Source organism: Sutcliffiella cohnii (genome assembly GCF_002250055.1).
In the GTDB taxonomy this organism is placed as follows: domain Bacteria; phylum Bacillota; class Bacilli; order Bacillales; family Bacillaceae_I; genus Sutcliffiella; species Sutcliffiella cohnii.
Genome location: NZ_CP018866.1, coordinates 2,401,081 through 2,424,192, shown reverse-complemented (window position 1 = coordinate 2,424,192; position 23,112 = coordinate 2,401,081). Strand labels below are relative to the sequence as shown.

22 protein-coding genes are annotated in these 23,112 nt (G+C 34.6%); 21 read left to right on the top strand and 1 reads right to left on the bottom strand.

Going from position 1 to position 23,112, the window contains the following annotated elements; all coding sequences use genetic code 11:
* Window positions 1-14 precede the first annotated feature (14 nt).
* The 12 genes from BC6307_RS12030 to BC6307_RS11975 all read left to right on the top strand — a co-directional run bounded on the left by BC6307_RS12030 (window position 15) and on the right by BC6307_RS11975 (window position 13,345).
* Window positions 15-428, top strand: coding sequence for a CoA-binding protein (locus BC6307_RS12030; protein WP_066411091.1), 414 nt, complete (start codon window positions 15-17; stop codon window positions 426-428).
* A 252-nt stretch (window positions 429-680) separates the two neighbouring features.
* Entirely contained in the window at window positions 681-2,651 is a 1,971-nt protein-coding gene (parE, locus tag BC6307_RS12025) for a DNA topoisomerase IV subunit B (RefSeq protein WP_169714885.1), read from the top strand.
* Window positions 2,652-2,654: 3 nt separating this feature from the next.
* Window positions 2,655-5,090: a DNA topoisomerase IV subunit A gene (parC, locus tag BC6307_RS12020; protein ID WP_066411089.1), complete on the top strand. Its 2,436-nt coding sequence runs from the start codon at window positions 2,655-2,657 to the stop codon at window positions 5,088-5,090.
* A gap of 230 nt (window positions 5,091-5,320) precedes the next feature.
* The gene (locus tag BC6307_RS12015) at window positions 5,321-5,926 is read left to right on the top strand and encodes a phosphatase PAP2 family protein (protein ID WP_235858033.1); all 606 of its coding nucleotides are present in this window, start codon (window positions 5,321-5,323) and stop codon (window positions 5,924-5,926) included.
* A gap of 382 nt (window positions 5,927-6,308) precedes the next feature.
* The gene (locus BC6307_RS12010; RefSeq protein WP_235858032.1) at window positions 6,309-7,562 is read left to right on the top strand and encodes an ABC1 kinase family protein; all 1,254 of its coding nucleotides are present in this window, start codon (window positions 6,309-6,311) and stop codon (window positions 7,560-7,562) included.
* A gap of 397 nt (window positions 7,563-7,959) precedes the next feature.
* Window positions 7,960-8,418 carry a hypothetical protein gene (locus tag BC6307_RS12005; RefSeq protein WP_066411087.1) on the top strand — a complete coding sequence of 153 codons (459 nt, stop codon included), beginning with the start codon at window positions 7,960-7,962 and terminating at the stop codon, window positions 8,416-8,418.
* A 203-nt stretch (window positions 8,419-8,621) separates the two neighbouring features.
* A complete protein-coding gene (locus BC6307_RS12000) occupies window positions 8,622-9,665 on the top strand; it encodes an ArsR/SmtB family transcription factor (RefSeq protein WP_066411086.1) in 1,044 nt (347 codons plus the stop codon).
* A gap of 14 nt (window positions 9,666-9,679) precedes the next feature.
* Window positions 9,680-10,903 (top strand): MFS transporter, encoded by a 1,224-nt coding sequence (locus BC6307_RS11995; protein WP_066411081.1) that lies wholly within the window; start codon window positions 9,680-9,682, stop codon window positions 10,901-10,903.
* Window positions 10,904-10,974: 71 nt separating this feature from the next.
* Window positions 10,975-11,490, top strand: coding sequence for a P-loop NTPase family protein (locus tag BC6307_RS11990; protein ID WP_066411077.1), 516 nt, complete (start codon window positions 10,975-10,977; stop codon window positions 11,488-11,490).
* Window positions 11,491-11,606: 116 nt separating this feature from the next.
* Complete coding sequence (locus BC6307_RS11985) at window positions 11,607-11,987, top strand: DUF4304 domain-containing protein (RefSeq protein WP_157729282.1); 381 nt, start codon at window positions 11,607-11,609, stop codon at window positions 11,985-11,987.
* Between the two features lie 561 nt (window positions 11,988-12,548).
* Window positions 12,549-12,914 carry a MerR family transcriptional regulator gene (locus BC6307_RS11980; RefSeq protein ID WP_066411074.1) on the top strand — a complete coding sequence of 122 codons (366 nt, stop codon included), beginning with the start codon at window positions 12,549-12,551 and terminating at the stop codon, window positions 12,912-12,914.
* Window positions 12,893-13,345: an SRPBCC family protein gene (locus BC6307_RS11975; protein WP_333482912.1), complete on the top strand. Its 453-nt coding sequence runs from the start codon at window positions 12,893-12,895 to the stop codon at window positions 13,343-13,345. The genes BC6307_RS11980 and BC6307_RS11975 overlap by 22 nt, the downstream gene beginning before the upstream one ends.
* A 145-nt stretch (window positions 13,346-13,490) precedes the next feature.
* Here BC6307_RS11975 and BC6307_RS11970 read toward each other — a convergent pair whose 3' ends face one another.
* Window positions 13,491-13,886 (bottom strand): VOC family protein, encoded by a 396-nt coding sequence (locus BC6307_RS11970; protein ID WP_066411071.1) that lies wholly within the window; start codon window positions 13,884-13,886, stop codon window positions 13,491-13,493.
* Window positions 13,887-14,333: 447 nt separating this feature from the next.
* Between BC6307_RS11970 and BC6307_RS11965 the strand changes: the two genes are divergently transcribed.
* From BC6307_RS11965 to spoIID, 9 genes are all read left to right on the top strand, one after another.
* The gene (locus BC6307_RS11965; RefSeq protein WP_066411070.1) at window positions 14,334-15,113 is read left to right on the top strand and encodes a nitroreductase family protein; all 780 of its coding nucleotides are present in this window, start codon (window positions 14,334-14,336) and stop codon (window positions 15,111-15,113) included.
* 147 nt (window positions 15,114-15,260) lie between these two features.
* On the top strand, window positions 15,261-16,145 hold the full coding sequence (locus tag BC6307_RS11960; protein WP_066411069.1) for a TIGR01777 family oxidoreductase: 885 nt from the start codon (window positions 15,261-15,263) through the stop codon (window positions 16,143-16,145).
* A gap of 149 nt (window positions 16,146-16,294) precedes the next feature.
* Window positions 16,295-16,717, top strand: coding sequence for a DUF1801 domain-containing protein (locus BC6307_RS11955; RefSeq protein ID WP_066411068.1), 423 nt, complete (start codon window positions 16,295-16,297; stop codon window positions 16,715-16,717).
* Between the two features lie 168 nt (window positions 16,718-16,885).
* Window positions 16,886-17,764 carry a PhzF family phenazine biosynthesis protein gene (locus BC6307_RS11950; RefSeq protein WP_066411067.1) on the top strand — a complete coding sequence of 293 codons (879 nt, stop codon included), beginning with the start codon at window positions 16,886-16,888 and terminating at the stop codon, window positions 17,762-17,764.
* Window positions 17,765-17,939: 175 nt separating this feature from the next.
* Entirely contained in the window at window positions 17,940-18,824 is an 885-nt protein-coding gene (locus BC6307_RS11945; RefSeq protein ID WP_066411065.1) for an AraC family transcriptional regulator, read from the top strand.
* 498 nt (window positions 18,825-19,322) lie between these two features.
* The gene (locus BC6307_RS11940; protein WP_066411063.1) at window positions 19,323-20,483 is read left to right on the top strand and encodes an acyltransferase family protein; all 1,161 of its coding nucleotides are present in this window, start codon (window positions 19,323-19,325) and stop codon (window positions 20,481-20,483) included.
* Window positions 20,484-20,629: 146 nt separating this feature from the next.
* Complete coding sequence (locus tag BC6307_RS11935) at window positions 20,630-21,088, top strand: NUDIX hydrolase (protein ID WP_066411062.1); 459 nt, start codon at window positions 20,630-20,632, stop codon at window positions 21,086-21,088.
* Between the two features lie 78 nt (window positions 21,089-21,166).
* Window positions 21,167-21,637 carry a GNAT family N-acetyltransferase gene (locus BC6307_RS11930; protein WP_066411058.1) on the top strand — a complete coding sequence of 157 codons (471 nt, stop codon included), beginning with the start codon at window positions 21,167-21,169 and terminating at the stop codon, window positions 21,635-21,637.
* Between the two features lie 280 nt (window positions 21,638-21,917).
* Complete coding sequence (gene spoIID, locus BC6307_RS11925; RefSeq protein ID WP_066411057.1) at window positions 21,918-22,937, top strand: stage II sporulation protein D; 1,020 nt, start codon at window positions 21,918-21,920, stop codon at window positions 22,935-22,937.
* Window positions 22,938-23,112 lie beyond the last annotated feature (175 nt).

Sequence of the window (23,112 nt, the reverse complement as noted above, 5' to 3'; positions counted from 1 at the left end):
AAGGAGCGATTTTCATGAGCATTGAAATCCCTAGTAGAGAAGAAATTGGACAACTATTAAAAAAGAGTAAAAGAATAGCGGTAGTTGGCTTATCTAACAATCCAGAGAGAACTTCTTACATGGTATCAAAAGCGATGCAGGACGCAGGTTACGAAATAATCCCTGTTAATCCTACTGTTGACGAAGTACTCGGAGTGAAGGCAGTTTCCTCACTTGCTGAAATCGAAGGACATGTGGATATCGTTAACGTGTTCAGACGATCAGAGCATTTAATGGATGTCGCGAAAGAATTTGTTAACATTGATGCAGACATTTTTTGGGCACAATTAGGTTTAGTAAATGAAGAAGCGTACCACTTCTTAAAAGAAGCAGGTTATACAGTCATTATGGACCGTTGTATAAAAGTAGAGCATGCTTTAACCAAATAAAAGTCTCTCACGTCCTTGTTTACAAAACAAGGGCTTTTCTATCTCTTTTATTAGAAGAAAACAAGCGAATGTTTTGCTAGTCAGTACGTATGTCTGTAGGGAAGAAGAACAGACTAATTTTAATCCTTCGTCTATTTTCTTGCTAGACAAGCAATAAATGTGTGTTAATATAAATACGAATATTTGTATAAATGAAATATCTACCGATACATATAGGTAGATGGTTGTTAGATTGAAAGGGGTATGTTTTTTGTGGCAAACAATAACAAGTTTGAATATAACGACGATGCCATACAGGTACTAGAAGGTTTAGAAGCTGTTAGGAAACGTCCAGGAATGTACATCGGTAGTACCGATAGCCGAGGGTTACATCATTTAGTCTATGAAATTGTAGATAACTCCGTAGATGAGGCTTTAGCAGGTCACGGTAATCAAATTACTGTTACAATACATAAAGATAATAGCATTAGTGTTGCGGATAAAGGTAGAGGTATGCCTACTGGAATGCATAAAATGGGAAAACCGACCCCGGAAGTTATTCTAACGGTTTTACACGCTGGGGGTAAATTTGGTCAAGGCGGATATAAAACGAGCGGAGGTCTACATGGTGTAGGTGCTTCCGTTGTTAATGCGCTTTCAGAATGGTTAAAGGTTACCATTAAGCGTGACGGGTATATATACGAACAAACATTCGAAGGTGGCGGAAAGCCAACATCGACACTTGAAAAGATAGGAACTACGAAACAAACAGGGACTACTATTCACTTCAAGCCAGACACAACTATCTTTAGCACGACTACTTATAATTACGAAACATTAAGCGAGCGTTTAAGAGAATCAGCTTTTTTACTAAAAGGCTTAAAGATTGAACTTATTGACAAACGTCATGATCAACAAGAAGTTTTTCATTATGAAAATGGAATTGAGGCATTTGTTGAATATTTAAATGAGGAAAAAGATAGTTTACATCCGGTCGTTTATTTTGAAGGTCAACAAAATGGGATTGAAGCGGAATTTGCTTTTCAGTTTAATGATGGCTATTCCGAAACGATTTTATCTTTTGTTAACAATGTTCGTACTAAAGATGGTGGTACGCATGAAGTTGGAGCCAAAACGGCAATGACACGTATTATAAACGAATATGCCAGAAAAGTAGGCTTGCTAAAAGAAAAAGATAAAAATCTAGATGGCACGGACATTCGCGAAGGATTAAGTGCAATCGTTTCTGTCCGTATACCGGAAGAAATACTTCAGTTTGAAGGGCAAACGAAAGGTAAACTAGGGACAAGTGAAGCTAGATCAGCCGTAGATGCCATTGTATCTGAACATTTAGCTTACTTTTTAGAAGAAAACCCTGAGACAAGTACGATGCTTGTTAAAAAATCAGTAAAAGCATACCAAGCGAGAGAAGCTGCTAGAAAAGCTCGTGAAGACGCTAGAAGCGGGAAAAAGCGTAAACGTTCCGAAACATTGTTAAGTGGAAAACTAACACCAGCTCAGTCTCGTAATCCGCAAAAAAATGAACTTTATTTAGTAGAGGGAGATTCTGCCGGAGGATCTGCAAAACAAGGGCGTGACCGAAAATTCCAAGCAGTTTTACCACTAAGAGGTAAAGTTATAAATACAGAAAAAGCTAAATTAGCAGATATTTTCAAAAACGAGGAAATAAATACGATTATTCATGCAATTGGTGGTGGAGTCGGAGCTGATTTTACAATCGATGATATTAATTACGATAAAATTGTTATTATGACGGATGCTGATACAGACGGAGCTCACATTCAAGTTCTTCTGTTAACATTCTTTTATCGCTATATGAAACCGTTAATAGAGGCAGGAAAAGTATTTATTGCGCTTCCACCACTATATAAAGTTAGTAAGGGCACTGGAAAAAAATCGGTCATTGAATATGCTTGGTCAGAAAAAGAATTGCAAGCAACAATCGATAAGGTTGGCCGTGGCTACACGTTACAACGTTATAAAGGATTAGGTGAGATGAACGCAGATCAATTATGGGATACGACGATGAATCCTGAAACTAGAACGTTAGTTCGCGTTCGTATCGATGATGCTGCAAGAGCAGAACGCCGTGTTACAACACTAATGGGTGATAAAGTAGAACCGCGTAGAAAATGGATAGAAATGAACGTAGCATTTGGATTAGAAGATGACCCTAATATTTTGGAAAATGATAATGTGTTGGTCGCAGCAGAGGAGGTATAACGAATGACAGAGATAGAGAAGTTTCATGATTTACCGTTAGAAGAAGTGTTAGGTGATCGCTTCGGCCGATATAGTAAATACATCATTCAAGAACGTGCACTTCCAGATGCACGTGATGGTTTAAAACCAGTACAACGCCGTATTTTATATGCAATGTATGCGGAAGGTAATATTGCAGACAAGCCGTTTCGTAAATCTGCTAAAACAGTCGGTAACGTAATAGGTAACTATCATCCGCACGGGGATTCATCCGTTTATGAAGCGATGGTTCGTATGAGTCAAGATTGGAAAGTCCGTAATGTATTAGTAGAAATGCACGGTAATAACGGTAGTGTGGATGGAGACCCACCTGCAGCGATGCGTTATACCGAGGCGAGACTTTCTGCCATATCTTCAGAATTACTACGTGATATCGATAAAAACACGGTAGAATTTATTCCGAACTTTGATGATACGAGCGAAGAGCCAGTTGTATTACCAGCAATGTTTCCTAACCTTTTAGTCAATGGATCAACAGGAATTTCTGCAGGTTATGCAACAGACATTCCTCCTCATCATCTAGGAGAAGTGATTGATGCCACGATAATGCGAATAGACAAGCCTAGCTGTACAGTCGACGAGCTTATGCAAGTAATAAAAGGTCCAGATTTCCCTACTGGCGGAATTATTCAAGGGGTAGACGGAATAAAGAAAGCTTATGAAACTGGTAAAGGGAAAATAATCGTTCGCGGTAAGGCGGACATTGAATCGGTTCGCGGTGGAAAGCAACAAATCGTAATTACCGAAATTCCTTACGAAGTGAATAAAGCAAATCTAGTGAAAAAGATGGACGAGCTTCGATTAGATAGAAAAGTAGAAGGGATTTCAGAAGTACGGGACGAAACAGATCGTACAGGACTTCGAATCGTTATTGAACTAAAAAAAGAGGCCGATGCGAACGGGATACTTCACTTCTTATACAAAAATACAGATCTTCAAATTCCTTATAATTTCAATATGGTAGGTATTTTAAATAGACGTCCTACACTAATGGGATTACATCATATGTTGGATGCGTATATTAACCATCAAAAAGAAGTGGTTACGAATCGCTCCAAATATGAGTTGGAAAAAGCAAAAGAACGCCAGCATGTTGTAGAAGGATTAATGAAGGCTCTATCTATTTTAGATGAAGTGATCGCAACAATCCGTGCTTCAAAAGATAAAAGAGATGCAAAAGATAATTTAATAAAGGAATTCGATTTTACGGAAGCTCAATCGGAAGCAATCGTATCGTTACAACTTTATCGTTTAACAAACACGGATATAACGGCATTACAAGCAGAAGCAGAAGAGCTTCATAAAAAAATTACGGAACTAGAGGCTATTTTAGGTAGTGAGAAAAAGCTTCTTTCTGTTATTAAACAAGAGTTAAAACGCGTGAAAAAGACGTATGCCGATGAACGTCGTACGATTATTGAAGCGGAAATAGAAGAAATTAAAATTAACTTAGAAGTGATGATTCCTTCTGAAGACGTAATTGTTACGGTTACGAAAGATGGTTACGTAAAAAGGACGAGTTTACGATCATACAGTGCATCAAACGGGAAAGATTTCGGTATGAAAGAAACAGACCGAATTCTCCACAAATTAGAAGTAAATACAACGGAAACAGTCCTACTATTTACAAACAAAGGGAATTATTTATTTATTCCTGTTCACGAACTCCCAGATATTCGCTGGAAAGATATGGGGCAGCACGTAGCGAATATTATACCAATTGATCGCGATGAAGAAATAATTAAAGCTATCCCAGTGAGTAATTTTGAGGAAAATAAATATTTATTGTTTATGACGAAGAACGGTATGGTCAAGCGTACGGAGCTCTCTCATTATAAGGCACAACGATATTCGAAATCGTTAGTTGCTATTAATTTAAAGGGAGACGATTCGGTCGTAGCTGTATATTTAACAGACGGGCATTTTGATATTTTCTTAGCAACACGTACTGGTTATGGTTTATGGTTTGGTGAAGAAGAGGTAAATATTGTTGGTGCAAGAGCTGCAGGTGTGAAAGGTATTAATCTTAAAGATAACGATTATGTCGTTAGTGGACTAGCTTTCGAGCCGAATAAACATCAGCAATTAATGATTACAACCCACCGTGGTTCGGTGAAAAAGGTGAAAATTACAGAGTTTGAAAGAGCGTCACGAGCAAAACGAGGCTTAGTAATGCTACGGGAAGTAAGAACAAATCCACATGAAATAGCCTCTGTTGTTGCCGTTTCGGACGAAGTAATTGTACACATAGAAACAAGTAAAGGCATTGTAGAAGAAATCGATCCAATTAATTATAGAAATAACGATCGGTACAGTAACGGATCTTTTGTTCTGGACCAACAAGAAGCAGGAGAAGTAGTGACTGCTTGGACGGTACGAAAAGAAGAAGAGAGTAAGTAGTCCTAGTCTAGTGGCAGAAAAAAACAAATAAACTGTTTTAACAAGCGAATTAGTATTCTAATTCGCTTGTTTTTTGTTAGGAGAAGTTTAAAAAGTTTCTGTATAAAATACACCCTATAATAAATACTTAAATTAACATGATGCAATGGAAATCTGTAGAGAAAAATAATAAAGTTGGTGGAAAATTGAGTACTAAATACAACTACCTAATAATACTAAGTGTTCTCAGTTTGACTTTTTTTATCTTTTTAGCTAATACATATGATTCAAATATTGTAGAAAAAATGGATATACAAACAATAAAATATATTCAAGGTTTAGAGCATCCAAACATCACCTCCGTAATGAAGTTTTTTAGTTATATCGGCGATACAATCCGAGTAATAATTATTTCCATCATTATATTATTTGTTCTATACAAGGTCTTTCACCAACGAGTGGAATTAATTCTCTATATTATTGTGTTAATTGGTTCCACAACGATTAATGTGTTGTTAAAGAATTTTTTCCATAGAGAACGCCCAAATTTTTATAGAATGCTTATAGAAGAGGGGTACAGTTTTCCTAGTGGGCATTCAATGGCAGCATTATCTTTGTATGGAATAATTAGTTTTTTGTTGTGGAGACATATACCTAAACACAGTGGACGAATCTTGTTAGTTTGTATAAGCGCATTTTTTATTCTCATTATTGGGGTAAGTAGAATATATTTAGGTGTTCATTTTCCGAGTGATATTATGGGTGCTTATTTAGTAAGTGGGTCTTGGCTTACGTTCACAATATGGGGATTTATAAATGTAAAGGAAAGGATTATAACTAAATATAAAGCAAATTAACAGCGCTTTATTAAAAATTAGTCGAGACAATGAGTTATAAACTCAAAAAAGCAAATCAAAAAAATAAGTGTGGATCCAAGAGAAGGGTTAGCACTTTTTATGTAGAATTTATTAATCGAACGAAGAAGTGTGAAGTTACTCCGTTACCTCATGCTTCTTTTTTTGGGTTACTAAATAAATTTTTACATTATAGGGGCTGGGGCAGACTTAACCAATATGTACAACCCGTGTCACTATTAGGAGGGAAATAAGTAGTATTATGGTATTTATGAGCAATATAAAACGAATGTCAAAAGTACTGTCGATGGCATTTGTCATTTTTATTCAAATTTATTGATATAAAGTAACTAAAAAAACGGAAGCAGATTGGGAAACACTGTGGGTGAAAATAGGGAGTAGATTTCGAAAAACATTATTTGAATTAGAAGGGTTACTTATTAAAGTTGGACAATTGCTAAGTATTAGAGCAGACTTACTTCCGAATGGATTTATACGTCAAATTCAAGGACTTACAGATCAAGTTCCTCCCTCTAAATGGGAAGAAATTAATAGTATTGTTGAAGCGGAATGGGGAGCTCCGTTAGACAAGTTTTTACTTCACATCGAAAAAAAAGCGATAGCATCTGCTTCCATAGGGGAAGTTTATAAAGGTGTTTTAAAAAATGGTGAATCAGTTGCTATTAAAGTACAACGTCCTAATATTCAATCCATCACACAAACAGACTTCCGTACGTTAAGTATTATAATTTGGTTTGCTCATCATTTTGTTCCAATGCCAAAAGGATTTATAAACTTAAAGGTTTTATTTAAAGAGCTTAAGGAAGTTATTGTACAGGAACTCGATTTTTCGCAGGAAAAAAATAACCTACATCAATTTCAAGAACATTATAAATCTGTTGATGTGGTGAAAATTCCTACCGTGTATTCTGAACTATGTACACCAAAGGTCTTGGTTATGGAATGGGTCGATGGAATAAAGTTGACAGATGAAGCAGGGATTAGTCAATTAGAAATTACTAAATTACAATTGGCTGAACGTTTGATGGAAGTTTTTCTTCCCCAGTGGCTAGAACTAGGTATGTTCCATGCAGATCCCCATTCAGGAAACGTTCTTGTATCAAAAGAAGGACAAATCATATTATTAGATTTCGGTATGATAGGGAACATTTCCAAAAAGGATGCCACCAATTTTCAAACATTAATTGAAAGTTTATTATCAAAAAATTACCCTAAAGCTGTAGAGTGCTTAACGAACTTAGGATTTTTACTACCTGAAGCGGATCCAAGGACGATGGAGAAGTTGATGGCTGAATTACTGTCCTATCAATCTACTACACAATTAAAAGAAATCAATCTTATAGCCTTAAAATTGGAGTTGAATGACATCATTCAAGCACTTCCAATTCAAGTGCCAACGAAATTTGTTTTCTTAGGTCGATCTTTCATTACGATGGAAGGAATGCTTCGTAGCCTGGCATCAGATGATGAACTCATGAACGTCTTAAAACATGTATTTATGAGTTGGTTAAGTAAACAAGGTAATAACAGTTGGTCGTTTCTTTCGTTTTGGTTACAATCACAGCCTTTATTCAATACTATCCATTCTTTTACAGAGTTTTTAAAACTACCGCAATGAATAGAGGTTATAAAAGAAACCGAGCAACGTCGACATTTTCAATTTACTCTCTATGAAAATAACAAAAAGAAGCTATTTCAAATTGCATTCTTAGGGATTATAGGAATTGGGATAGGTATCCATACATCCCATCAACTTTTCTTACAGCTTTCAGTCGGAGTATCTATCGTCTCCGGTGTCGGCTACTTTTGGACCAGTTTTAAGTTAAAAAGATGGATGAAATTCATGCATGAAAAACGAAGAGGATAAATTAGATTTTTTTCTATAAGCATTAGTGGGTGACTATACCAGGCAGCGATGATTCTAGAAGGATTATCGCTTTTATTTGTTGAAGGTAATAAACTTACGTATTAAGTTTAGTTACATTAAGATAAGAATATATGTGGAGGTGCTATATTTGAGACTGTTGATAATAGGATTATTACTATTGACAATAACTGGTTGTGGTAATGTGAAAGAGGAAGAGATGATAGAACATTTAGTTTCTTCGCATTCTGATTTTTATATGCTATATGCCATTCCAGGAAAGGATAAAGAGAATTCTGACTCGCGGGAAATACAAGATTATTATAGTGTGAACTTTAATCAATTTTTAAGTAAAGAAAGTTTAGATACCCTTTTATATGGGACATATATTTGGTTAATACCAGGTGAATATCCTGGTATTGAATCTTTTGAATATGTAGAGAAACTTGAATTTAACGAGTTTCCCTCGTTTGTAATTTTTGATTCAGAGACGTTGGTCTTTAAGTCATCCAACATTGAAGAGGTTGATGAATTCCTGTCAGCAAGGGAGGAAACGCCAGGAATAAAACTAAGAAAAGAGCAAGAAATTGATTACCACACTGGGGAGTAGAGTAATCCAAAAAAACAGGAAAACCAAATTAAAGGCAGTTGAACTGATGGAATGCATTTCATAAAAAATAGAAATGCATCTTTTTATTTTGATTAAGTTACTATATTTGTTCAGAATTTATAGAACAATATATTCAGTATTTATTGAATATAAAATTCAGTTTATGTATAATATAACCAAATTAACATTAAAGAGGTGATCGGATGGAAGTTTTTCACGTAACAAGTAGGAAAAGAGAAACGTATGACGTTCAGGTGGCTTATTCACCGCTATGGGAATGTGCCCTTGGAATTGCAGCAGTAACGAACTCCCGATTAATTGATACTTTGGAAAGACCAAAATCATATTGGGAAGAACTTAGAGGTTCATTGTCCACGACTCTTATAGATCATTTAGATTATGTCGAGGAGCACAATACTTGGAAGGCACTTTTACAACTGCTACATCAATGTAAAAGTAATAACTTGAAAGAATTCTGTTCTAGTATTGAATCGTTACAAAGTTTGAAATTTAAATTTACATGTCTGCCTTATATTGGAGAGAAGTATCAACAATTGAGGGAAGCGGCAGCTGCTGGAGAAGAGAGTGCAGTCATGGAACTGAAAGAGAAAACGAGTGAAAATCCCTTTTTCCCTCAATACATACAATTCATTAGTAACAGCAACACAGATGAACTTAAAGCTCACCTAATAGAAGTTATGACATTATGGTATGAAGCAGTAGTAAGTCCAGAGTTAGAAAAGATAAATCAAATTTTAAAGATAGATTATGAGTCTAAAAACGAAATGAGAGAAAAGCTGTCCCCGGAAGAACTTGTTCAGTGGGCAACTGGTGGAGTTAATTATCTCCCCGAGCCAAGTGTTCATAATGTATTACTCATTCCACAGTATATCTATCGTCCTTGGAATATTGAAGCAGATATAGAAGACACAAAAGTATTTTACTATCCGGTCGCAAATGAAAGCCTTTCACCAAATGACAAATATATGCCAAGTAACTTCCTAGTTCAAAAGCATAAGGCGTTAGGAGATGAAACAAGGCTTCGAATAGTCAAGCTTTTATCGGAATATGACCGATCGCTCCAAGAACTAACAAAAATATTAAATATGGGGAAAACGACGATTCATCACCATCTAAAAATATTACGTGCCGCTAAATTAGTTGAAATGAATGGTGCGAAATATTCCTTGAAAGCGAATGTAGTAAAATTGCTTTTCAAGGAACTAGATCAGTACTTAAAACGGTAAGGATAGGTGACCTTATGAACTCTTCTTTATTAAAGAATCGCTCGTTTGTTAGTACATGGGTAGGAAATGGAATATCAGAGCTTGGTGGCGCGTTCGGAACCTTCTGTAATTCTATATTAATCTATCAACTTACAGGTTCTACTCTAGCACTTGGGAGTATGTGGCTTCTATATTTTTTACCATCTCTAATTCTTCAACTTTTTATAGGCCCCTATATTGACCGTTGGAGCAGAAAATGGATTATGGTACTCTCGCAATGGACAAGGGGAGTCGTATTTCTTATTCCACTAATGGCATTAAAAATAGGTAACCTAGAAGTTTGGCACATTTATGCTGTACAGTGTATCGTTGGATTAATCACACCTCTTTATGTACCTGCAAACCATGCGATTATCCCCACTATAGTAGAAGATAAACATCTACAGTCAGCAAATGCATACATTGACGGAACTGCCCGCTTAATGACTTTTTTATCTCCAATCATTGCTGGAATAGTAATTGAGTATACGAGTGTTACAGTTACTCTTACACTTGTGAGTTCTTTTATGATTATTAGTGGATTTACTTTACTTTTTATTCGAGAACAGAGAAATAGACCAGATGTAAGAAAAACATGGTTAGCCGATTTTTCGGAAGGAATTTCTTTTTTCTTCACTCAGAGAGTCATAGTGTGGTTAGGTATTTTTTTAGCATTTGTCCAATTCGGAGTAGGAGTAACGATGGTAACAACTCTTCCATACATTACAGAAGAATTAGGAGGGACTTTTGCTGAATATGGGTATTTTATGGCGGGCTTTCCTATCGGATACATTATCGGTGCTTTACTGGTGTCAAAATTAAAATATAAGAGTCGTAGATTTCTCATGTTGGGATCTCTTTTTATAGGAGGCTTAACATTTATAGCGCTTTGTTTTACCTATAGTATTCCATTAGCAATAACAACCGAGGTAATTGGTGGAATAGTAATGGCTATTTTTAGTGTACATAATACAACGATTTGCCAACAAACGGTCCCTAATCAACTAATGGGGAAAGTGTTCTCAGTGCGTTTACTAATCATAAGAGGTGCAATGCCATTGGGAGTACTTGCTGGTGGTGTATTAAGTGAAATGTTAGGGGTAAGACCGTTATACCTTTTTATTGGTTTCATCATTAGTTTAGTTTCACTACTAGGAATGTGTTTACCATATTTTAAGTTTATTGATGAAAGAAACAGTCAAGAAAGAGTTGCTTCGTAATATTAAGAGGAAATTCATTACCTTAAATAGAATATTTTTAGGGAGTAAAATTATTATGAATTAGGTGTATTATGAACAAAATTATTCCGAAAAGGATACACATTATTGGCTCTGTTGGAAGTGGTAAAACAACTTTAGCAAAAGAATTATCTTTAAAGTTAGATATACCATATTATGAATTAGATAATGTAGTTTGGATTAGGAAAGAGTCTGGCGATATTAGAAGAACTGAACAAGAAAGAGAAGAGTATTTAAATAGAATAATACAATCAGAAAGTTGGATAATAGAAGGGGTTCACAATGAGGATTGGGTAAGCAACTGTTTTCAAAGTGCAGATTTGATTATTTTTTTAGATACAAAATACTCATTAAGAACCTATCGGATAATAAAGAGGTTTCTCAAACAAAAACTTCGATTAGAGAAATCAAACTACAAACCAACCTTAAAAATATTTTTCAAAATGTTTAAGTGGAACCGATATTTTGAAGACGTGGGGAAAGTTAATTTTTTCAAAAAATATAGCATGCATAAAAACAAGACAGAAATTATTAAGGACACAAATAGTATTAAGCAATTATTCACTTAGTGGGAATGCTTCTGTAAAGGGGAAATTTGCTATTAGTGATATTAACAGAGTAGTTTAGCTTAAATAGTCAAGTTAAATTAATAGTAGGTGGTAGAATGTCATTGGAGAGAAATAAAATGATTACCGAATTGAAGAAGATAGTTATCCCTGAACTTAGAATAAGAGGATTTAAAGGTTCTTTCCCCCATTTTCGTAGAATTAGCAAGGACAAAATAGACTTGATGACTTTCCAGTTTGACAGGTATGGAGGAGGTTTTGTAATTGAAGTGGGGGTATGTCCATCTGAAGGAATTACTCATTCATGGGGGGAGAAAGTGCTACCCAATAAAGTAACAGCACATGACTTACATAATAAGTTCAGGTTGAAAGAAACGAAGGGTCAATGGTTTAGATACGATGTTGAATATGAATCTAAAAACATTTATGAAGAGGTTGCAAATGAAGTGTTGGAACATCTATACGAGGCTGAAGATTATTGGAATATGTCTATCTTATAATCTGAGAAAGGAATACGTTAACACTTGTTAGGACTATTATTACCAATAATTGTGTGGACGACCATCCTATTGCTTGTGTCAACAAAAATATTATAAATTACAACCAAATGACAAATTTTCAAAAAAGCAAGCGTTAAAAACGATATAACCACGTAAGTATGACATGTTTCAATCTCCAAGAGCTTAACGCTAAACATATAGTAAAGTGCCGATATTAAAGAGAAATTGGCGCTATTTTTTATGTAATTGGAAACTATAAAACCATTATATTAGTAGGTAATTGTTCGGTATAATGTTCGCATAATTTTATAATGGTGATTCAATTGAAACGGATAATACTAGCATCATAAAACCAATATTGGAATATTGAAAGAGATAGTTATGGGAAAATTTATATTAGCTCTTATCCAGAAAGGTATCAAAATGATATAAAAGATGCTGTTATAAAAACTAACTAAAAAAGTAGCTGGAGTTTTTATCACTTTTTGAAATATCTTCCTAAAAAAAGATTGACTTTGTGGTGCACAACACAGTTTATTATATATCCGAGGGAGGATAGGAATGTATAAAGTAAGTGAGTTTTCCGAATTAACAGGGTTAAGTAAAGAAACGTTACGATATTATGCAGAGGTGAAATTATTGGAACCAGCTTATATTGACCCTAGTAATAAATATCGTTATTACGATGATGGAAGTTATTTTCTTGCCATATTATTAAGTAAATTAAGGGGATTTGGTTTTACCGTACAAGAAATGATTACTGTAATGGAAGATGAATCCTTCTCTCATTTGGAAGAGTTGCTAATAGAAAAGAAAGAAAAGATAAAGATGCAAATTGAAGAACTTCATCAGAGTGTTGAAGAAATCAATGACTTTCTTGCATCTGGGAAGGAGGAAAGCGAATCATGCAATGGAAAGAAGAAATAGTGATTTCAACGAATATAGAAAAAGTGTGGGATCTTTTCGCCGATAAAAATATAAAAAGAATTATGCCCAAAGTAGAAGAGCATCAATTAGTGGAGAAGAAGGAGGGGGAAGTAGGAGCAAAGCACCAGCAAAAATATCGCGAAGGAAAACGTGTCGAAACGTACATAGTCGAAACATTAGCGTATGAAAATAGTGAGAATAGGAAAATGAAAAAAATCTCATTTGTTTTAGGAAAAGCATTTGAAATTACTCTCACATTTACACTAGTTAAGCTAGACGATACCCACACGAAGTTTATATATGAGGGCCAAAATAAAGGAGTTAATTTTGTTGGTAGAGCGATGTTAAAGCTTAGCGGACAGAAAAATAACCCTTCCGTCGTACAAGAATTTATGCAGAGGGTCGAACAAGAAGCAAGGAAATCCATATAATAGCAGACTGCTAGTGCTATAACAAGAAGACTTTGCAACAAAGACTACTTAGGCAGAATCCAATTATATTGAGAAGATGCACATCGTTCATCAAAAATGTAGAAAAGGCACAATATTAGTGCCTTTTCCAGATCCAGAAAGTATTCTATTTTGCGTATTCATCCGGCTGATGAATACCAAAGATATTTCCTTCTGTATCCTTATAGTAACCTTGCCACGCCATGCCAGGTAGCGCGTATTTCGGTAACGCTACAATGCCACCTTTATCAAGAATTTTTGCTTCAATTGCGTCGTAATCGTCTACTCCTATGGTACATGCATAACCGTTAAGAGGTTGGTTTTGTTCTGGGGGAGGACTCTGACGTTGCATTAACGCACCGTTAATTCCTGGCCATTCTTCACTGCCAGTTACTGCCCCGAAATACGGCATTCCAGCATATTCGCTCCAATCTTCAAATGTCCATCCAAATACTTCCCCATAAAACGTTTTCGCCCGGTCCATATTATCAACGTGAATTTCAAAATGCACTATTCTACTCATGATTCCCTCCTATTTTTTAAGTATTTTGATAATTATTCCTCATTTGTATTTTCTACAAATCTATTGTTACTCCTGCTTCATTAATGATGAAATAAAGAAATAAATATATATATAATTCCATTAATATATGTTCAAGCTTTTTTGTAAACTCCATATTTGGATGATAATCCTACTGGAAAAATGTCTAGAACATTCTCTTATTGAATCTTACGTAATAGTAATCTATCAGTTTCAAAAGTAGGCAAATTCCGAAAAAAATCTTCCATGATAGTACCTTCACATGCAATTTTCCATTATTTTAACATTAAATTTCTGAATATTAGGAGTAATAGTTTATAATATAAACGGTAGGAAGTAAGATTGGATATTAATTACGAACCACTTACGAAGAGATTACTAGCTATTTATAAATGAATGAATCAGGTATAAAAAAAGGAGTTGTTACAATTGGAACTAAATGATGTAATACATGGGCACAAATCAATACGACAATACGAGGATAAAGAAGTAAGCCAAGAACTACTTAACCAAATATTAGATTCGGGCATTCGCGCCTCATCGAGTGGTAATATGCAAACGTACTCAATTATTGTGACAACAGATAAAGAGCTTAAGGAAAAACTGTACAGCGCACATATGGAGCAATCGATGGTAGTTGACGCCCCAGTACTCATAACTTTTTGTGCTGATTTTAACCGGATGAGAAAATGGTTGAAACTGAATGATGCACCTGTTCAGTTTGATAACTTTATGAGCTTTATGATTGGGGCTATCGATGCAACTCTTGCTTCTCAAAATGTTGCATTAGCTGCAGAAAATGCGGGACTAGGCATTTGCTATATGGGCTCTACCTTAGCAAACTGCGATCAAATTGGGAAACTATTAAACTTACCAGCAAATGTTGTGCCAGTAGTAGGTTTTTCGTTAGGTTATCCTGCTGAAAATCCAGCGCCTCGTGATCGTCTGCCGAGACATGGACTAGTTCACTATGACCAGTATCATGATTATTCGGATGAGGATATTGTAGAAATCTATAAAGAGAGAGATGAAAAGGGTTGGCAGCGTTACATGGACGTTCCTAAGCTGAAGGAAATGACAGAACGCCTAGGTTTAAAAAATCTTGCCCAAATTTATACGATTGCAAAATATACGAAAGAGTCTCATCAGGAGTTCTCCCAGACAGTTTTAAACTACTTAGAGAAGCAAAACTTTATGGAAAATGAATGAGGAAAAGAAAAATTTTCAGGCAGGTAAGTGAGAGTGAATTACGTCCTGTTTCAAACGTTATAAAAAAGTACAACATGGACTTTGTTACATTTTATTAGTGGATGAAAAAAGCTGAATTAAGGATCCAAAATAGATTGGAGTTTTTATATGAAAAAAATAGTTTTAGCTGGAGGAACAGGCTTTATCGGTGAATACTTTAAGGAAAAATTCAAGGAGTTAGGATATGAGGTGAAAATAATATCAAGGCAAATGCAACATATTTCTTGGGAAGATAAAGACGGCATTAAAGAGGCATTAGAGGATGCTGAACTTTTAATCAATCTTGCGGGGAAATCTGTGAATTGTCGATACAATGAGACTAATAAGAATGAAATTATGAATTCTAGGATTAGGACAACTACATTGCTTGGAGAGGCTATACAGGCATGTGAAAATCCACCTGAAATTTGGATGAATTCAAGTACAGCAACCATTTATCGCCATGCAGAAGATCGTCCAATGACGGAAGATACAGGAGAGATTGGAACTGGTTTCTCAGTTGATGTTGCAACAAACTGGGAGCAAACCTTCTTTTCCTTTGATTTATCAAATACAAGGCAAATAGCATTACGCATTGCTATTGTATTAGGCAAGGGCGGCGGAGTAATGACTCCTTATCAAAATTTAGTGAAGTTTGGACTTGGAGGTTTTCAGGGAACAGGAAACCAAATGTTTAGTTGGATACATATTGAAGATTTATTCAAAATCGTACTCTTTTTGAAAGAGAAAGAAGAGCTAACGGGTGTGTTTAATTGCTCTTCACCACAACCTGTTAGTAATCGTGAATTAATGAAAGAACTTAGAAAAACGATGAATGTTCCAGTCGGATTACCTTCGCCCAAATGGATCTTGGAGATTGGCTCACTGTTGATCAAAACAGAAACAGAATTAGTGTTAAAAAGTCGGTGGGTTCTTCCGGAACGGTTAGAACGTGAAGGTTACACATTTACTTTTGAAACACTTGAAAAGGCATTGCAAGACATTCTTAACTAATAAATGTTGTAAGTAAGCAAATATATATTACATAGTCAATAAACTTGAGACTTTAAAAAATCCCCTCAAGAAGAGGGCTTGTATCTATAATGAAATACCATTGACAATAATGAAACAAGTATTAACTCAGAGATAAGGAGAGCGTATATATGTCTGAACCGAAAATGAAAGAAAACGACAATAGTGTAATTGAATTCATTGAACGTGTGGAAAATGAGAAGAAGAAGGCAGATGCCTATAAGTTATTAGAGATTTTTGAAGAGGTAACGGGTTATGAAGCAAAAATGTGGGGTTCTAGTATTATAGGTTTTGGTAGCTATCACTATAAGTACGCGTCAGGACGTGAAGGGGATGCCCCTTTAGTCGGTTTTTCACCAAGAAAGGCAAAAATTAGTCTTTATTTGGCCTATGAAGGAGAGGAAAGAGAAAAGTTATTAGAAGGCTTTGGTAAACATACGAAGAGTAAGGCTTGTATTTATGTTAATAAACTAGCTGATATCGATACTAATGTTTTAAAGGATTTAATTAAGTATACAGTAGAAACATATCAGAATCTTTATCCAAAGGAATAATGTTATTACTGACGCTTACTGGAGTATTTAAATATTTCAAAACTAAAAAATAAGATTAGGGATAAAGTTTTATAAAACTATTAGATTACCTGCAAGACGATTAATTGTGAGCTAGTGTATTGAAAAACTTAGCGATTAAAGTTACTGCCCAGTCGGAGGAAAGAAATAATGGAGAAAATTAATTATTCAATTGTGGATGTTTTTTCACAAGGGAAATATACGGGAAATCAACTAGCTGTGTTTAAGAATGCTGAAAACCTGTCTGATAATCAAATGCAACAAATAGCGAAGGAAATTAATTTTTCGGAGACTACTTTTATTTTATCAAATACCCCCAAAAATGATGGATATGATGTTCGTATTTTTACACCTAATGAAGAGATTCCTTTTGCTGGACACCCAGCTTTAGGAACTGCCTATATCATTCAAAATGAAATAGAGGAAGAACCAAAAGAGAAACTTATTTTAAATTTTAAAGCTGGACAGACCCCTGTAACGTTCGATCAAGATGAAATCTTTTGGATGAAACAAAATAAACCAACATTTGGACGTGTTTTAGATCTTTATAAGGTTTCTGATGTTTTAAATATAGATAAAGAGTACATAGATAATAGATTTCCTATCCAGGAGGTTTCAACAGGACTCCCGGTTATAATTGTCCCTTTAAGATCATTAGAAGCAACTAAAAAAGTTAGAATCAATAAAGAAAAATATTTTGAGTTAATTGAACATACTGATGCAAAAGCAATTATGGTCTTCTCTCCTGAAACATATAATGCCGAGAATGATTTGAATGTTCGAGACTTTGCAGATTATTATGGTATTCCAGAAGATGCTGCCACTGGAAGCTCTAATGGATGTTTAGCAGCTTACATAGTTAACTATCGATATTTTGATAAAAGTGAAATTAATATTCGTGTAGAACAAGGATATGAAATTAAAAGACCATCTTTATTGTTTTTAAGGGTTAGTGAAGTTAACGGTGAAATCAGAGTAAATGTAGGAGGAAAAGTAGAAAAAATTGCTCAGGGCGATTGGTTCTTGTAAGAAATCGTGCACAAAGATGAAGATAGCTACTGGTCTAAACAGGGTTAGTGGCTATTTTTGTTGAAGTAAAGGGCAGTATAATGAAATAAAGAATTAATCATACAAACTGGTGCACAAAATGTCGGATGGCAAGATTAAACTCCTGTTATTCTATTGATGAAAGGAGGTCATATAAATGGATTTGCTAAAAAACATGAATACTGCAATGAAGTATATCGAGGAAAACCTTACTAGTGAAATAGACTTTAAAGTAGTAGCTAGGTTAACTCTTTGTTCTGAATATCATTTTAAAAGAATGTTTTCTTTCCTTGCAGGTATAACGTTATCAGAATATATACGCCGTAGACGACTTAGTTTAGCTGCGTTTGAGCTTCATAATAGTAATGTAAAGGTAATCGATGTTGCGACGAAGTATGGATATAATTCACCCGACTCATTTACTAGAGCCTTTTTTAATTTGCATGGTGTTACACCAACAGAAGCAAGGAACAATGGTCAGCAATTAAAAGCATATCCTCTCATGACCTTCCAATTATCAATTAGAGGAGGAAATGAAATGAACTACCGAATAGAACAAAAAGAAGGATTTAACATCGTTGGTATTATGAAACGAGTTCCTATTGTTATTGAAGGAGAAAATCCAGAAATAGCAGCGATGTGGCAATCCTTGACCATGGAAAGAATAGAAGAATTACAAAAACTCTCTAATATAGATCCGAAAGGAATAATTCAAGCTTCTACAAACTTTTCAGAAGGACGTATGGAAGAAAAAGGATATCTTGATCAGTATATAGGAGTGGCTACAACACGAGAGAAGCCTAAATATTTTTCAAAGCTTGAAGTTCCCGCCTTAACGTGGGCAATATTTGAATCAACAGGGCCATTTCCTAATACTCTACAGGAAACTTGGGGAAGGATTTATTCCGAGTGGTTCCCGTCTTCCAACTATCAAGTAAAAGAAGGACCTGAAATCTTGTCGATTAAAAGTAAAGATTTAACTTCATCTTCCGTAAAGTGCGAAATTTGGATTCCAGTTTTGAAAATGTTAAATAGTTTTTGAAATAAATCTCTGAGCTGTTGCGGCAGCTCTTTTTTAATTTTCTATTATTTGTAGTTAAGTGAAAAAATTGAGGCTTACTAAACTAACTGGAGCGATAATCATAGAAGGATTATCGTTAATTTTGTTGAAGTTATTGAGGATAGTTTGAAAAGAAGAACAGGCGATGTGAAATTAGAAATGATTTTATAGTCTGCAAAGGAGAAGGAATAAAATGGATGGGGATTTTAGTATAAAAGAAACTAACGGTTAAACCTACTAGAGCTTTACCCGATTCTATAAACCTTTGCTTCATATACTAAATCTCTTCAGATCCAGACGTAAAGAGCTCGTTCCATTCTTCCACAAGAAAACACCAGTGTTGTGCTCTTGTTCCCTGGAATGCTTCTTAAAGTAATTTATAAATCATAATTGGGAGGTTATTTCTTGTCCTTAATTTTCTGAATATAATGATACTGAGCTGGTGATATTTGAATAAAATATAGCGGGAGAGATCTTACCATGAAACAAAAGGTTAATCATTTGTTTTTTTTTGATAATTTAAAAATTGGCTTAATCATGCTTGTCGTTGTTCATCATGCAGGACAGGCATATGGCCCAGGGGGATGGTGGTATTTTCAAGAAGGAGAAGTTTTAAATTGGCTCGGTAGATTTTTTGCAGTAAATGCTGCGTTTTTTATGAGTTTGTTTTTCTTTTTGTCAGCCTATTTTCTTCCTCAGTCTATCGATAGAAAAGGGTCGAAAACCTTTATAAAAGAAAGGTTTATAAGAATTGGCGTTCCATTGTTAATCGGCTTTGTAGTGATGATCCCCCTTTTAATGTATTTTTATTATATTAATTTTAGAGGATATGAAACAATCTCGTTTTTTTCTTACTATGTAAATATATTTTTTGGGTTAGCAGATAAACCAACAGATTGGACTGGACCCGCTTGGCCTGATATGCAATTTGGCCATTTATGGTTTTTAGAGCATCTACTCGTTTATGCGTTTGTTTTAGCAGTCTGGGCATATTTTTTTCCTAAAAATATAGAAAAACAAACTTATAAAAATATTAAAGGTTATCAAATTCTTCTTTTTATACTAGGAGTATCATTAGCTACTTTTATTATTAGGATTTGGTATCCAATTGATTACTGGACTGGGGTGTTAGGTTTTATCCAAACAGAATTTGCACATGTTCCTCAATATGTAAGTTTTTTCGCATTAGGAATTATTGCATATCGTCGGGCATGGCTATTAAATTCAAATGCAAGATTTGGGTACGTCTGGCTTTCGATAGGAGTTGTGTTGACGGCAGTTTTGTATTTTGGAGGAGAAGCAATGTATCCATTTCTTTTGAAGGGTGGAGCAAATGTAGGTTCGCTGTCTCGGTCATTTATTGAGACATTACTATGTTTTTCGCTTGTCGTTGGGCTACTAATTTTATTTAGGGAAAAAGTAAACGGAACAAATCGTATAGCTAAGATTCTAGCGAATAATGTTTTTGTCGTTTATTTTATTCATGTTCCTGTAGTTGTATTTCTCCAATATAGTTTGTCAAACCTGCCAGTGTCGGTACTAATTAAATTCTTACTAACTGGATTTTTTGGGATCATTCTTAGCTTCTTTTTCAGTCATTTTGTGTGGAGAAAGACACCCTACATAAAAAAACTAATGTAAAGTTGAACATAACGGGTTTAGGTGGGAAGGGATTACTTCTTTAGAGATTATATCTAATTATAGATTGTAGTAACGAAGTGGGTTAGTGAATGAAAAAGCCATGAAAATAAATTATATAATTTTTTAATTGAATTGAGGGAAATTGGATGTCTCAAGATGGAATTGTACTAGTAGCAAGTGTATCAATTTTTTCTGATGATAAAGTATTAATTATAAAAGAGAATAAACCTACTGCAATTAATAAGTGGAACTTTCCGAGTGGACGTATTGAATATGGAGAGGATATTCTTTATGCAGCTCGGAGGGAAGTTAAAGAGGAAACAGGTTTGGAAGTAAAGCTTATCGGAACGACTGGTGTATATAATTTTATCAGTAATACAAACGATCAAGTTATTTTATTTCATTTTATCGGTGAGGGAACTGGAGGTTCGTTAAATCTCGCAGAAGGTGAAGTTTCAGACAGCAAGTGGATAAATGTAAATGAGCTAGTAACATTTGAAAACCAAGATTTAAGAGAACCAAGTGTAATAAAACAAATAGTAGATAACTTGTTAAAAGAGAATATCCACTCAATTAGTTTGTATAATAAGCAACTTATTAAATAGGTTTCAATAGAACCTATTGAGTAGATATTTAAATGGTGAGTAGTATTCTTCATAGTAAGAGAAGGGGGTAATACTTAAATGGATTGGAAAGTTCGTACTGCGAACATGAATGATGAAGCTCAAGTTCTTGAAGCAATTCGATTATTTGTTGAAGAATTAAGGGGAAAACATGATATTCCATTGCCTGAAAATGCTAAGAATGTATTTCGTAGAATCATTAATAGCGTTATTCCAGGAACAGTGCTAGTTGCTGAAACAGAAGATAATGAAATTATTGGATGTGCGACCGTCTCCATACAAGAAGTCATATATAAGGGTGGAGCATATGCTTTACTACAAGAACTTTGGGTTCAACCTTCATATAGGAGTCTTTTAGTAGGAAATAGCCTAATTAGTGCTGTGGAAAATTATTGTCGCGATTCCACTATTAAAAGGTTGGAAGTTTGCCTCCCAGATAAAAGTTTTCATGCATTTGATAGTACGTATAATTTTTATCAACGGAATAGATTTATTGATAACGGCCCATATATGGCTAAAAAAATTGAATGAGGTAATACATTTCTTTATTGCTATTAGTGTATTAAAGTAATCCATATAACAGCTTCTTTTTTTATGACGAAGCTGTTTTATTATGCCATTAGATTTACTAGAATTACTGTCTAAAAAATTTAATTAAATATAGGAATGAACCCGCATATTCCAATACTAGTAAGGTTTGATGGTTCTATATGGAGCTAGACTGAATGTTTAATTACAATTTTTGTTATTTAGTGTTCTTATGCTTGTCCGATGCCCATATATATTAGTAAAAAATGTATGGGGGCCCTTAATGAAATCTTTTTATATGATTGTAATTTGTCTTATGATAATAGTCCTTGGTGTACCTTCAGTAATCGTTTTTGCTTTTGGTTCAAATAAAACAAGTCAAAATATAAATGATGTACCTACTATAATGTCCCCTCTTACACCTATCGGAACAAATGCTGAAAATATTACATTATCAGTTTTTAGGATGCATAATAATGATATTGAAAACATGTTTTTAGAAGAATATCTAATAGGTGTAGTTGCTTCTGAAATGCCTGCAAGTTATGAATTAGAAGCATTAAAAGCACAGGCGATTAGTGCTAGAACGTATATTTTGAAATTTTTAATGACTGAAAAAGAAGGATTACCAAAAAGTGCTGATATAACAGATTCCACAATACATCAAGTTTATAAAGACTCAGCTGAGTTAAAAAAGATATGGAAAGAAGATTATTCAAAATATATTAACAAAATTACTCAGGCAGTTAAAGAAACAGAGGGTTTAATTATGACATATAATGGTGAACTCATTGATTCTACTTTCTTTGCAATAAGTAACGGTTATACCGAGAATTCAGAAGATTACTGGAAAGTGGCCCTTCCGTACTTAAGGAGTGTTCCTAGCCCATGGGATAAAAATTCCCCTGACTTTAATGGAATGACAAAAATCACTTCAGGTGAATTTGAGTCAAAACTTGGTGTTAAATTAACAAGTGATATAAAGCTTCATAGAACTTCTACAAACCGAGTATCGATTGTCACAATTAATGGGAAGGAATTCTCAGGTGATGAGTTTAGAACGGCATTAGGCTTAAGGTCAACAGATTTTAGTTTCAAAGTTGTTGATGATTCTATCGAATTTACTACCCAAGGATACGGACATGGTGTTGGAATGAGTCAGTACGGGGCTAATAGTTTGGCAATGATAGGGAACAACCATAAAGAAATTTTAGAATACTATTATAAAGATATCAAAATAGAAAAAATGAAATCTCTTCAAGGGTACAAAGATCTTGTTGTGAAAAGATCAGAAAACCATTAGATAATAGGGTTTAATTATAGTTATGGGCATTTCTTCAAGAAGGAGAAATGCTATTTTTATTGAAGTTATAATTAACTAGGCAGGAGTTAGTTAAAGTAGCTGCTAAAAACACGGTGAGTTTAGATAAAATAGGCTAGGGGTGTTGAGATGAATTTCACTAATAAATACGCAAATT

Coding starts and splice junctions, on each gene's coding strand:
- parC (WP_066411089.1), top strand. CDS start 2,655: ATGACAGAGATAGAGAAGTTTCATGATTTACCGTTAGAAGAAGTGTTA.
- BC6307_RS11945 (WP_066411065.1), top strand. CDS start 17,940: ATGGATTTGCTAAAAAACATGAATACTGCAATGAAGTATATCGAGGAA.
- BC6307_RS11995 (WP_066411081.1), top strand. CDS start 9,680: ATGAACTCTTCTTTATTAAAGAATCGCTCGTTTGTTAGTACATGGGTA.
- BC6307_RS11985 (WP_157729282.1), top strand. CDS start 11,607: ATGATTACCGAATTGAAGAAGATAGTTATCCCTGAACTTAGAATAAGA.
- BC6307_RS11960 (WP_066411069.1), top strand. CDS start 15,261: ATGAAAAAAATAGTTTTAGCTGGAGGAACAGGCTTTATCGGTGAATAC.
- BC6307_RS12000 (WP_066411086.1), top strand. CDS start 8,622: ATGGAAGTTTTTCACGTAACAAGTAGGAAAAGAGAAACGTATGACGTT.
- BC6307_RS11930 (WP_066411058.1), top strand. CDS start 21,167: ATGGATTGGAAAGTTCGTACTGCGAACATGAATGATGAAGCTCAAGTT.
- BC6307_RS11990 (WP_066411077.1), top strand. CDS start 10,975: ATGAACAAAATTATTCCGAAAAGGATACACATTATTGGCTCTGTTGGA.
- BC6307_RS11950 (WP_066411067.1), top strand. CDS start 16,886: ATGGAGAAAATTAATTATTCAATTGTGGATGTTTTTTCACAAGGGAAA.
- BC6307_RS11940 (WP_066411063.1), top strand. CDS start 19,323: ATGAAACAAAAGGTTAATCATTTGTTTTTTTTTGATAATTTAAAAATT.
- spoIID (WP_066411057.1), top strand. CDS start 21,918: ATGAAATCTTTTTATATGATTGTAATTTGTCTTATGATAATAGTCCTT.
- BC6307_RS11970 (WP_066411071.1), bottom strand. CDS start 13,886: ATGAGTAGAATAGTGCATTTTGAAATTCACGTTGATAATATGGACCGG.
- BC6307_RS11955 (WP_066411068.1), top strand. CDS start 16,295: ATGTCTGAACCGAAAATGAAAGAAAACGACAATAGTGTAATTGAATTC.
- BC6307_RS11975 (WP_333482912.1), top strand. CDS start 12,893: ATGCAATGGAAAGAAGAAATAGTGATTTCAACGAATATAGAAAAAGTG.
- BC6307_RS11935 (WP_066411062.1), top strand. CDS start 20,630: ATGTCTCAAGATGGAATTGTACTAGTAGCAAGTGTATCAATTTTTTCT.
- BC6307_RS11980 (WP_066411074.1), top strand. CDS start 12,549: ATGTATAAAGTAAGTGAGTTTTCCGAATTAACAGGGTTAAGTAAAGAA.
- BC6307_RS12030 (WP_066411091.1), top strand. CDS start 15: ATGAGCATTGAAATCCCTAGTAGAGAAGAAATTGGACAACTATTAAAA.